Below are 11,584 nucleotides of genomic sequence, written 5' to 3'. Positions count from 1 at the left end.
AATGTATCTGTAATTGAGTTTAGAAGATACGAAAATATTTACAAAATGAGATCAAATATCATCTCTAACATTATAATTGTTCCTAAAATACAACACCTAAACATCATTGATATTAATATAATCGAATACTTAAAGTTAATACAAATTTTACCTTTGCTTTTACAATAACGGTAAATACTGGGATTTAAATAAAACTAAGGTTAATGCTAGGTTAACTTAACCAATTTCCTTTTTTCTCTTAGTTCTTGGCTATAGATTTGTACCATCATCAACCTGTGCTGAACTCGTTTCAGTATCTAAAATCAAAAAATCATGAGAACTTTAAACAACAATCAAATCACAGAAAGAGATCAACGAACTAAAGCGTATAACTGGAATACCAAAAGACGTTTTAGACAATGATTCTTAATTTAAAACAGAGTTTACCAATTCATCAATCAGAAAATCAATCAACCTAAAAACTGTAAACTCTGTTTTATTTTTAACTTACGGTATCGTATGAAAAGAAAAATCAACCTTTTAATTATAGTTTCAATTCTTGGTCTAATAGCACTTTCTATTATTCAAGGCTATCTAATAAACAACACATATAAATTAAAAAAGAAGGCTTTTATTACTGAAACCAGACGCTCTATTTCTCAAATAGACGATTTCTCACCAGCCTTAGATTCACTTGCAGACTTTTGGCAAGAAAACTTTATTAATACACTAGTAGATTACAAATTCGATCTCGTTGAAAGAGAAGATGTTGTCAAAAGCTTAGAACTTGTAATAGACTCTATTAATGATACTTACAGAGTAGAATATCAAAAAGAACTGGTAAAAAATAATATTCCTTATGGTATAAAATTTCATAAAAAAGTTAAAGCCATTACTTTACTAGACTCTATACAAAATGACACCATTTTTGATGTTGAAAAAACCAATAAGCGAATTATATTGGGTGATCCAATACCTGAAGAAAATGCTTTAGGTGTTAGTACTACGCTTTGGGAAACTGATCATACCTCAAATAGAATCATTAATGGGGAAAACAAAGAAGTTTTTTTCTATTTAATCTTTCAAACTCAAGATAAAATGGATATTGCTGGCTGGAAGAAAATTGTCTTCAAACAGATGCTAGGCCTTTTATTATTATCCTTACTCATATTCGCAGTGGTTATTGGGCTACTCTATTATTCCATCAAAAGCCTAATTATGCAAAAGAAAATCGCAGATATAAAAACAGACTTCGTAAATAATATTACACATGAGTTAAAAACACCTTTAGCAACACTAACTCTAGCAACTAAAATGCTCAATAAAGATGAGGTAAAACAACAACCTCAGTTGGTTGACAACACTATAAATACCATTGATCGTCAGAATAAAAGACTCCAGAAACTTATTGACCAAGTGCTAAATAATAGTTTAGGATATCAGGAGATTCAGCTTAAAAAAGAATCCGTTAATATAGAAGATTACGTCAACACTGTTTTAGATGATTTTATGTTATCAATTAAGGCTAATGACATGACATTAAACAGAAATTTATCAATCACAAAGAAGACCATAAATCTTGATACATTCTTTACCACAACAGCGCTCTTAAATATTCTAGAAAATGCAGTAAAATATTCAGGAGATACTATTGTAATCGATTGCAATGTTGAGAGTGAAACAGAATTAAAAATTTCGATTAATGATAATGGTATTGGAATTTCTGAGAAAGATAAAAAACAGGTGTTTGACAAATTTTTTAGAGCTGGAAACAAGGAAATACATGACGTAAAAGGTTTGGGCCTTGGGCTTTATTACACGAGTCAAATTATAAAAGCACATAACGGGACAATTACTGTCGAAAGTAACGATAGTAAAGGCACAACCTTTATTTTAACTATTCCATTTAATTAAAAAATCTAGCACTATGAAACACATTCTATTAGCAGAAGATGATTTAGATTTCGGAAATATTCTAAAACAATATTTAGAAATCTCGGGTTATACAATCACTTGGGCAAAAGATGGAAAAGAGGCACTAGAATTATTTAAAAATGGAACTTATAATATTTGCGTTTTTGATGTGATGATGCCAAAAATGGACGGTTTTACATTAGCCGAAAAAGTGGTAGATCTAAATCCTGAAACCCCTTTTATTTTCCTTACAGCACGAAAGCTTAAAGAGGACAAAATCAAAGGTCTTAAACTTGGTGCTGATGATTATATCGTAAAACCTTTTGAAGCCGATGAACTAGTTTTGAGACTAAATAACATTCTAAAGCGAACTGAAAAAGCATCAACGCAATTGCAACAAGCCGAAATTATACAAATAGGAACTTACAGCTTTGATACTAAGCGTTTAGAACTCAATTGTAATGATTACAAAAAACAACTCACTCAAAAAGAAGGTGAACTTATTTTATTTCTCTTCAATCACAAAAACCAACTTTTAAAACGTGAAGATATTTTAAAATCCGTTTGGGAAAATGATGATTTTTTCTCTGGTCGTAGTATGGATGTTTTCATCAGTAGACTCCGCAAATATTTTAAGCAAGACCCTTCTATTTCTATTGAAAGCATTAGAAATGTTGGCTTAGAATTTAAGGTAAGTTAATACGGCATATATACTTGGTTAATGCTAGGTTAACGCCTAGCATTTTCTTTTTTTAATCAATTCTGCCAGCTACATTTGTATCATTCAATCATTAAAAACGAATATTATGAATTTCAAAAAATCAAAAAAAGTAAAAAGAAGCATCAGAATTGTAGATGTAAAAAGAACAGTTTGTTTAATGCTAGCTATGGCTTTATTTTCAACATTTAGCCTTGAAGCGCAAACAGTTCCAGATCCACCAAAACCGCCAAAGACCAAAACAACCTCTGGTACATCATATTCTATTTCAATAGATAATGATGACGATGTTAAGAGCAACAGTTCTGTGTCTATTTCTATCTCAAATGACAGTTACAAATTTAGAGCCAGTTATCATAAATCTAAAAATGATGCTGTAAAAGCCATGTTAATCGATAAATTAGGAAAAGGAAATCTTACTATAAATGGCAATACCTATTTATGGTCAGATAGTCAAAGTGGAGATGAAGTTTTTGAATGTAAACTAACCAAAGGACATCTCAGAATGTACGTGGACACAGAAGTAGCATCAAAAGGCTTTACTGAGAAAATCAACAAATTAGGTAATGACCTAAAGTATTTTATCTCTGGCACAGATCCTAAAAAAGAAGAAGCCAAAAAAGCTGAACGTGCTAAACGAGATATAGAAAGAGCTGAAAGAGAATTAGAAAGAGCAAAACGCGAATTGGAGAGAGCTGAACATGAAGCAAAACGTGCAGGTAAAAATTAAAAACAATCAATCAAAGTAAAAAGCCCCTTAGCTGAATAGTTAAGAGGCTTTTTTTATGCAAAAAGCTAAGAACCAAAATTCTGTAGCTTGTTTAGCTATTCATTTTGTAACTTTGTGCCAACTAAAACTTCAATACCATTAATGGGCTTACTCATTTTTTACGCTGTTATATCAATTTTCTTTTCATTCTTATGTTCAATTTTAGAGGCTGTATTGCTCAGTATTACTCCAACCTTTCTCAATCTTAAAAAGAAAGAAGGTAAAGGGTATGCCAACGATTTAGAGGAATTAAAAAAGGATGTAGATCGTCCCTTAATTGCTATTCTTACACTTAATACTATTGCACATACAGTTGGTGCCATTTTAGTGGGTGTACAGGCCAAAGTCGCTTATGTAGAGCTATATGGTAGTACAAAACGTTCTATTTTAGGCGTTGAATTTACAGAAGAACTTATGGTTGGTGTAGTATCTACGATTATGACTATTCTCATTTTAGTAGCATCTGAGATTATTCCAAAAACCATTGGCGCTACTTATTGGAAACAATTAGCGAATTTCACAACAAAGGCACTTAATGTTTTAATTTTTCCATTAAAATGGACAGGTATTTTATGGTTGCTTCAACTCACCACAAAACTTATCGGAGGAAAAGGGCATGGTAGTGTTTTAAGCAGAGAAGGTTTTGTAGCCATGACAGAAATTGCACACGAAGAAGGTGTTTTTGAAGAAAATGAAAGTAAAGTCATTAAAAACTTACTCACCTTTAAAGAGGTACAAGCCAAAGATGTAATGACTCCTCGCACTGTAATGAAAACAGAGGATGAAAGCATGACCGTTGAAGCTTTTTTTAAAACAAACTCTAATATTAGATTTTCTCGTGTTCCAGTATACACAAATGATGCAGATAATATTACTGGTTTAGTTTTAAAAGCTGAAGTATTTAAGGAAATGGCTCTTGGTAACGGTTCTAAACCCATATCAGAAATCAAAAGACCTATCATTATTGTAAATCGTAATTTACCTATTCCAACATTATTTGAGCAACTTGTAGAAAGTAGAAATCACTTAGCCTTAGTCGTGGATGAATATGGTTCAGTAAGTGGTTTAGTAACTATGGAAGATGTCATTGAAACACTACTTGGGCTCGAAATTATGGACGAAAGCGATAACGTCTCAGATCTACAAATGCTTGCCAGAAAAAGCTGGGAAACTAGAGCCAAACGGTTGGGACTAATAGAAAATGATAATCCCAAGGAGTAATGCAAAGCTGCTTTATTGAGACACCTCTTGGTATTGCGAAAATTGTTGGAGATATCAATGGTATTGCTTCAGTTTCAATATTAGATACTGAAGAAGGATTATCTGATATTATCCCTGAATCGCTCTTAGAATGTGTTACTCAACTGAAAGCTTATTTTAAAAATGAACGTAAAGCCTTCAATTTAAAACTCAATCCTGAAGGAACGACTTTTCAAAAAAACGTTTGGAATCAACTAGTAACTATTCCATATGGCAAAACTATGTCTTACCTAGAACTATCAAAACAACTAGGAGACGTTAAAGCAATTAGAGCTGTAGCAAATGCAAATGGTAAAAACCCACTTTGGATAATCATACCTTGTCATCGTGTCATTGGTAGCGATGGAAGTTTAACGGGTTATGCTGGTGGACTGTATAGAAAGCAATGGTTGCTTAATCACGAAAGTGAATACAAACAGCAAACTCTTTTTAATTAGACTTTCATTATATTTAAGTTTTAAATCATACTTATGAAATTTCTGAAAAAAACCTTCAAGTTCATTGTTGTTTTACTTGTACTTACTGTGGCTGTTTTATACATAACAGACACGGATTACCTTATAAAAGCTGTGCGAACTATTTATATGAAAGGTCATACAACTGCCTTCTTAGAAGATTATAAAGAATTTGATAATCAGCAAATCGATATTGCAACACCTCAACCTTGGCCAAACCATAAAGACTATAATACTGTAGCAGAAACTTCAGAACTAGAATCAATACATACAGCAACCGGAACTATTGCATTTGTAATCATAAAAAATGACAGCATTTGGTTCGAAAATTACTACGATGGTTTTAATGAAAATTCTAAATCTAATAGCTTCTCAATGGCAAAAAGTTATGTCTCTGGATTGATGCAAAAGGCCATTCAAGATGGTTATATAAAAAGTTTAGATCAACCGGTTTGCGATTTTCTACCAGCTTTTTGCGAGGGTAAAGCGGCAAAAATGACAGTTGGAGATTTATCGAGTATGAGTTCTGGTACCAATTGGGATGAAGCCTATTATTCACCACTATCCATAACCACACGTGCATACTTTGATGATGATTTAGCCAAAGTAATGAATGGCTTAGAAATGGAAACAGATCCTGGAAAAAGCTTTAAATACGCTAGTGGTGATACACAGATGCTGGCCATGGTTATTGAAAAAGCCAGTGGTAAAAAAATGTACGATTATTTTGAAGAAAGTTTTTGGAAACCACTTGGTGCCGAAAATGAAACGCTTTGGCAGGTAGATAGTGAAGACCATGATTTGGTAAAAGCTTATTGCTGTATAGCTAGTAACGCTAAGGATTTTGCGCGTTATGGAAAACTATTTAAAGATCACGGAAAATGGAACGGCAGACAAATATTAGATTCTACTTTTGTAGCTAAATCTGTAAAACCACGCTTTAGTGACAGCCCACAATATGGTTATGGTTGGTGGCTCGCTAGCTTTGATGAAAAAGAGGTGTTTTATATGCGTGGGCATTTAGGTCAGTATGTAATTGTTATACCCGAAGACAATGTCATTGTTGTAAGACTTGGTCATAGTATCGAAAAATCTAACCCAGATATAGACCCACATTCTGCTGACTTTTATTCACTTCTATTTGAAGCTTATGAGATGTTAAATAAGTAAGATATGATATCAAAACTCAACCTAGAAAATATTTTATTCTTAGATATAGAAACCGTTCCTGAAACAGAAAATTTCTTCTGATTTAGATACAACCAAACAAGAACTTTGGTCTGCTAAATCACGTTACCAACGTAAAGAAGAATTTACAGCTGAAGAATTTTATGACAGAGCTGGTATTTGGGCTGAGTTCGGAAAAATAATCTGTATTTCTGTTGGGTATTTTAAAATGGAAGGAGATATTAGAACCTTTAGAGTGACTTCTTTTTATGGAGATGAGATTAAAATTCTAAAAGACTTTAAAAATCTATTAATTTCTCATTTTAGTTCTAATAAGCACTTGCTATGTGCTCATAATGGTAAGGAATTCGACTTCCCTTATATCGCAAGACGTATGATAATTCACAATATAGAATTACCATACAAACTCAATCTCTTCGGTAAAAAACCATGGGAAGTTCCTCATCTAGATACTTTAGAGCTTTGGAAATTTGGTGACTATAAAACGTACACCTCATTAAAGTTACTCACTAATGTTTTAGGCATTCCTTCTCCAAAAGATGATATTGATGGTAGCGAAGTGTATCGCGTATATTATCAAGACAAAGAAATAGATCGTATTATTACCTATTGCGAAAAAGATACTATTGCAGTGGCTCAAATTTTCTTAAGGCTAAGAGGTGATGAATTACTTCATGATAATGAAATAAAGCATATATAGAAAAACCCAGAAATTAAATTTCTGGGTTTTTATTCATTATGATAAAACTATTTTCTAAATAGATTTACTCTTTTACAAGCTTTCTAAATTCTCTTGTACCTGCTGATGATTCTAGTCCAATCATATAAATTCCACTTTCTAAAGACGATATATCTATCTGTCTCTCAAAACTTGAGTTTGATAAATTAGACCATTGTTGACGTTTAACAATTTTACCTGTTAAATCATAAATGTTCAAAACAATATTTATTCCTTCATTGTTTACGCCATTTAATCCTAATATAATATTTAACTTCTGATTTTGCAGGGTTAGGAAAAACATCAAAAGCTCTAATTTGTGTATTACCCACATTACTAATTGAAGTATTGTTTTCATTAGCAACTGAATTAGAATTTTGTGCGCAAAAACTTATATTAGAAAGAGAAATACTTAACGCGGTAGAACTTCCTGATACACCATTACTTAATGAAACGGTTACTTCGGAGATGAAATCAGAAATAGTCACATTAGCTGTACTTCTGATTAGCTCCACTATACGAATTTAATGTTTGTGTTTGCCCATTGGCATTAATATATGTAACCGTTGCTACTTCTTCAAATCTATTTCTTGGGTTACCATTTACTCTTGCACCTAATCCAGATATACTAAAGTTTACATCTTTAGATAGATTTGAGAAACTGAAACTTACATTGCTAGAGCCACTTCCAGAATGATTTAAAATACTAGGATTAAAGCTTCCATTTCCATTTGCACAATCACAATCGTCAGGCACACCATTGCCATCAAGATCTATAGCGTCATCACCTCCAGGACAAATATCATCACCATCACAAACACCATCGCCATCAGAATCCGCAAAAGTACCAGCACAATTACAATCAGTGCCATATACATCATTTATTGTACAAGCATCTCCATCGTCACAGCTAGTTCCAATTAGATTATCATCAAATTGTGGACATTGATCATCTTCATCGCAAATTCCATCACCATCTGAGTCCGTACAATTTAATGAAACACATGATTGCACTGAACTTAACAAAACACTCATATTAGTACCTGCATTTCCGTCGAAAGCATCAGATAATGCAACAGTAACTGATTCTACAGCACCAAGTATTGACACATTAACACTGCTTGTTGTATTTCCAGTAAAAGTGCCATAATTTTGAGATATTCCGTTACCATCGACATACGAGATAACTATTCTATCTATAAATCTTCTACTTTGCTTACCACCAGTTCTAGCATTCAATTCTGTAATTGTAAAAGTTATGTCTTCATGAATGCCTCCCGCAAAATTAAGTGTAGTACTTGTTGCGCCAGAACCTGAATGATTTAAGGTGCTTGAATTAAAGTTACTACTTGTAGGAACACATTCTCCGCTAGTGGTAGCTATAACGTTATTACTTTGTGCAGAAACATTTCCAGAGGTATCTCTTGCACTTACAGTAAATGAATAACTCGTAAGTTGAGATAAACCCGTCACTTGATATGAGGTTGAACTAACAGTAGCTATAATTGCTCCATCTTGAAATACATCATAATCTTGAACTCCACCATTATCTGTTGATGCATCCCAGCTTAAATCTACTGATGAAGCTGTTGTGTTACTTGCAGATAAGTTATTAGGTACTGAAGGTGCAGTAGTATCTGGATCTAAAGTTGTGCCATTTTCAGCAGCACTTTGGGCAGAGTCATTATTTGATGCATCTCTTGCTAAAACAGTAAAACTATATGTTGTTGATTCTGTTAAACCATTAACAGACAGGTTAGTTGAAGATGTTGTTCCGATTGAATTTCCATCTTGAAATACTTCATATTCTGAAACACCTACATTATCTGTAGATGCATCCCAATTTAAATCTAAACTTGTGGTTGTTACATTTGAAACTGTTAAGTTTTGTGGCACAGAAGGTGCTTCTGTGTCAGGCACCGTAGTTGCTGTGAACTGACCTGTAAATACACCTCTACCATAAGTAGATGCAATGATTTGATTATTATTATCGCCATTTACTGCCCAATAGTCCAAAGATGTCACGCTAACATCGCTCATTCCGTTATAAGCTTGCGACCAATTTGGGTCAGTTGCATTAAAGTTAGATGTAGACCATACTCCTAATTGAGTTGCTAGGATAGCTTCATTTCTATTTAAAGGATTCTGAAGTATGTCTCTAACTGGTATGTTAGGGAGATCTCCCTCCTTACTAACCCAGTTAGAACCACCATCTGAAGTTGCCCAAACACTTGTTACACCATAATTGTGAATTGTAACAAAGATATCATTTGCTGTCTCACCATATCTCACTGAAGACACAGATCCAACAAATGGAGTTGATATATTAGACCAGCTTGCACTGGTATTAGTGACACCTGTTAATTTTATTAGATTACCATTTTTAAGTCCAACATGCCATGCATTGCTTTCAAAAGGTGAAGCTCTAAACGCAGAAGGTGCGGCTGTTAATAAATTATTTGTGAGACTTCCGCTAGAATTAGATGCTACGTTTATAGATTTAATAGCATTACCTGCACTATTTGAATTATTAGTTAGTAAGCGATTAGCATCATTATCATAATCCATTTGATTAACAAAATCACCTCTAGTTTGGTCACTTGATAAGGTTGTCGCACCACCTTGTCGTCTTCCTAAGCCGTTCCAAGGTAAATTATATCTATAAATTACATTAGCAACAAAAGTAGCAATCATGTATTGGCCATCTTTATCAACAAAAGTGTAAAAACCATCACCATCAGATAATTCTTCAGAGCCATTGATACCAGGATCTGCATTTCCATTTCTAAAAGCCTGTGAACCGTTATCTTGAGCTCCGGCAGTAAAAATAACACTTGTTGATCCACTTCCATTAGGACCAATGCCTGCCTTTACATATTGTGTAACATTATAATTGTTATTTCTTACACCAATTGCTGAACTAGAATTTGATGCACTCGACAAACTTGATGCATAATAAATACCACCATCATTGCCAAAAATAGCTTGATTAGAGTTTCCTGGTCTAAAAGTCATAGCGTGCTGATCTGCATGAACAAGAGGTACAGGTAAAGTACTAAGTCCAGGATTATTAGACCATTTAGAAATTTGTGTCCAAGAGGAAGCACTATTGGTAGATCTAAATAAATCGATACCTCCTACATACAATATATTATCGTTATTAGGATCAACTTCTATCATCAAATCATAAAATGCCTGACCTCTTGTAAAATCGTTTGCAGCTATTCCTTGGTCTGCATCGTTAGGTAATGCACCGGTTGAAATACTCGCAAAAGCATTTGTAGTTGTGTAAATATGTACAGGTGAGTTAACCCCTTCCGTCAAGGCATACAATTTATTTGGATTTGAAGATGAAACTTCAATTTCAACACGATCAGAATCTGGTAATGGCGAAGCTGCTGCTGCTGTCCACGTAGATCCATTTGTAGAGCTAAAAACTTGGCCTCCTCCAGCTCCGAATCCGTTATTTATTGTTGACATCCAAAGGGTATTATCAGCACTTACTTCAAAATCATTTGGTATAGCATAATATGTATTAACACCAGAAGTATTGGCTTCTAAATTAGAAGACTCTATTCTATTCCATGTTGTACCACCATTAGTTGAATGGTACAAACCTGCTGTTTGTAAACCCAACCAGTTACTAGGATTTGCAGCGTCACCATACACAAATGCGCCTACACCGACAAAAATTTCCGTATTACCATTATTATTCCATGCTTGTACAGCATTTACATAAAATAATCCTGATAAAAATAAATTTGTAGCACTAAACTCAAAAGTGCCAGCACCTGCTGCTGGTATATTAACCGGATTCCATGAATTACCACCATCATTAGTCATATAAACACCATTACCTACAACATCTCCTGCTGTATATTGCTCACCTGTACCAACAAACCATCTGTTTGAGTTGTTAGGATCTACAGTAATTGATGTCACAGCTAAATTTCCAGGAACATTTTGAATACGAGTCCATGTAGAATTACTGTTTGTGATATCTGTATTTTTCCATAGACCTCCACTAACACCACCTGCAAAAACAGTATTATTTGAGGCGTCATTAGGATCGAACATTATAACTCGTGTTCGCCCACCAATATCATTAGGACCTCTTTCTTCCCAATCATTTCCAGCTTCACCAGGATTTCTTTTAGCAAGGCGGTTTGATTCTAATTCTTCTCTCAGAAGTGTTAATTGACCATCATCTAGTTTTCCAGTAGATGGATTAACCGTTAGCTCCCACATTTGCTCAAAATAGCGATTAGGTGGAAGCCCTTCTTTCTTTCGCTTCTTTTTGTCCCAAGTCAATGTTTCCTTAAAAGGTGAATTGGCTATGACCTTTGCATGAGCATTTCTTTCTTCTTGTAAAGTTAAGTTCGAGGTTTCCTTATTGTTTAATAAGGAAAAAGTTCCAACAGAAAGCAATAATATTACTATTACGCCTGATAAAAACTGTAGTTTTTTATTCATTTTTTTTAAAATTTAAAATAGTTAGTGTGTTTTTATGTTAAAAACTGAACGAAAATATTAAAATTTTGTTAAAAAAAGAGTTTTTCGAAAACGTTTTCGCTCTAATACTT

At 33.6% G+C, this 11,584-nt stretch carries 8 protein-coding genes and 1 pseudogene; 7 read left to right on the top strand and 2 right to left on the bottom strand.

Going from position 1 to position 11,584, the window contains the following annotated elements:
- Positions 1–498: 498 nt before the first annotated feature.
- From SJY34_RS11890 to SJY34_RS11860, 7 genes and pseudogenes are all read left to right on the top strand, one after another.
- On the top strand, positions 499–1,893 hold the full coding sequence (locus SJY34_RS11890; RefSeq protein WP_400075921.1) for a sensor histidine kinase: 1,395 nt from the start codon (positions 499–501) through the stop codon (positions 1,891–1,893).
- Between the two features lie 13 nt (positions 1,894–1,906).
- Positions 1,907–2,593, top strand: a complete 687-nt coding sequence (locus SJY34_RS11885) for a response regulator transcription factor (RefSeq protein ID WP_400075919.1) — start codon at positions 1,907–1,909, stop codon at positions 2,591–2,593.
- Positions 2,594–2,699: 106 nt separating this feature from the next.
- Entirely contained in the window at positions 2,700–3,341 is a 642-nt protein-coding gene (locus tag SJY34_RS11880; protein WP_400075918.1) for a hypothetical protein, read from the top strand.
- Positions 3,342–3,482: 141 nt separating this feature from the next.
- Entirely contained in the window at positions 3,483–4,601 is a 1,119-nt protein-coding gene (locus SJY34_RS11875) for a CNNM domain-containing protein (protein WP_400075916.1), read from the top strand.
- Complete coding sequence (locus SJY34_RS11870) at positions 4,601–5,077, top strand: methylated-DNA--[protein]-cysteine S-methyltransferase (RefSeq protein ID WP_400075914.1); 477 nt, start codon at positions 4,601–4,603, stop codon at positions 5,075–5,077. The genes SJY34_RS11875 and SJY34_RS11870 overlap by 1 nt, the downstream gene beginning before the upstream one ends.
- 33 nt (positions 5,078–5,110) lie before the next feature.
- The gene (locus SJY34_RS11865; protein WP_400075912.1) at positions 5,111–6,265 is read left to right on the top strand and encodes a serine hydrolase domain-containing protein; all 1,155 of its coding nucleotides are present in this window, start codon (positions 5,111–5,113) and stop codon (positions 6,263–6,265) included.
- 3 nt (positions 6,266–6,268) lie between these two features.
- Positions 6,269–6,983 (top strand): annotated as a pseudogene (locus tag SJY34_RS11860) (3'-5' exonuclease).
- Between the two features lie 64 nt (positions 6,984–7,047).
- Here the strand turns inward: SJY34_RS11860 and SJY34_RS11855 are convergent.
- Together SJY34_RS11855 and SJY34_RS11850 are read right to left on the bottom strand one after the other, a co-directional pair.
- Complete coding sequence (locus SJY34_RS11855) at positions 7,048–7,359, bottom strand: T9SS type A sorting domain-containing protein (RefSeq protein ID WP_400075910.1); 312 nt, start codon at positions 7,357–7,359, stop codon at positions 7,048–7,050.
- A 131-nt stretch (positions 7,360–7,490) separates the two neighbouring features.
- The gene (locus tag SJY34_RS11850; RefSeq protein WP_400075908.1) at positions 7,491–11,474 is read right to left on the bottom strand and encodes a fibronectin type III domain-containing protein; all 3,984 of its coding nucleotides are present in this window, start codon (positions 11,472–11,474) and stop codon (positions 7,491–7,493) included.
- Positions 11,475–11,584: the final 110 nt, after the last annotated feature.

This window comes from Winogradskyella sp. R77965, assembly GCF_044594915.1.
Lineage (GTDB): Bacteria > Bacteroidota > Bacteroidia > Flavobacteriales > Flavobacteriaceae > Winogradskyella.
The sequence above is the reverse complement of the archived record's forward strand: the minus strand, read 5'-3'. Positions and strand labels throughout refer to the sequence as shown.

Excerpts from the sequence above, each read along its gene's own strand:
- SJY34_RS11890 (WP_400075921.1), top strand. The coding sequence starts at position 499 with ATGAAAAGAAAAATCAACCTTTTAATTATAGTTTCAATTCTTGGTCTA.
- SJY34_RS11885 (WP_400075919.1), top strand. The coding sequence starts at position 1,907 with ATGAAACACATTCTATTAGCAGAAGATGATTTAGATTTCGGAAATATT.
- SJY34_RS11880 (WP_400075918.1), top strand. The coding sequence starts at position 2,700 with ATGAATTTCAAAAAATCAAAAAAAGTAAAAAGAAGCATCAGAATTGTA.
- SJY34_RS11875 (WP_400075916.1), top strand. The coding sequence starts at position 3,483 with ATGGGCTTACTCATTTTTTACGCTGTTATATCAATTTTCTTTTCATTC.
- SJY34_RS11870 (WP_400075914.1), top strand. The coding sequence starts at position 4,601 with ATGCAAAGCTGCTTTATTGAGACACCTCTTGGTATTGCGAAAATTGTT.
- SJY34_RS11865 (WP_400075912.1), top strand. The coding sequence starts at position 5,111 with ATGAAATTTCTGAAAAAAACCTTCAAGTTCATTGTTGTTTTACTTGTA.
- SJY34_RS11855 (WP_400075910.1), bottom strand. The coding sequence starts at position 7,359 with ATGAAAACAATACTTCAATTAGTAATGTGGGTAATACACAAATTAGAG.
- SJY34_RS11850 (WP_400075908.1), bottom strand. The coding sequence starts at position 11,474 with ATGAATAAAAAACTACAGTTTTTATCAGGCGTAATAGTAATATTATTG.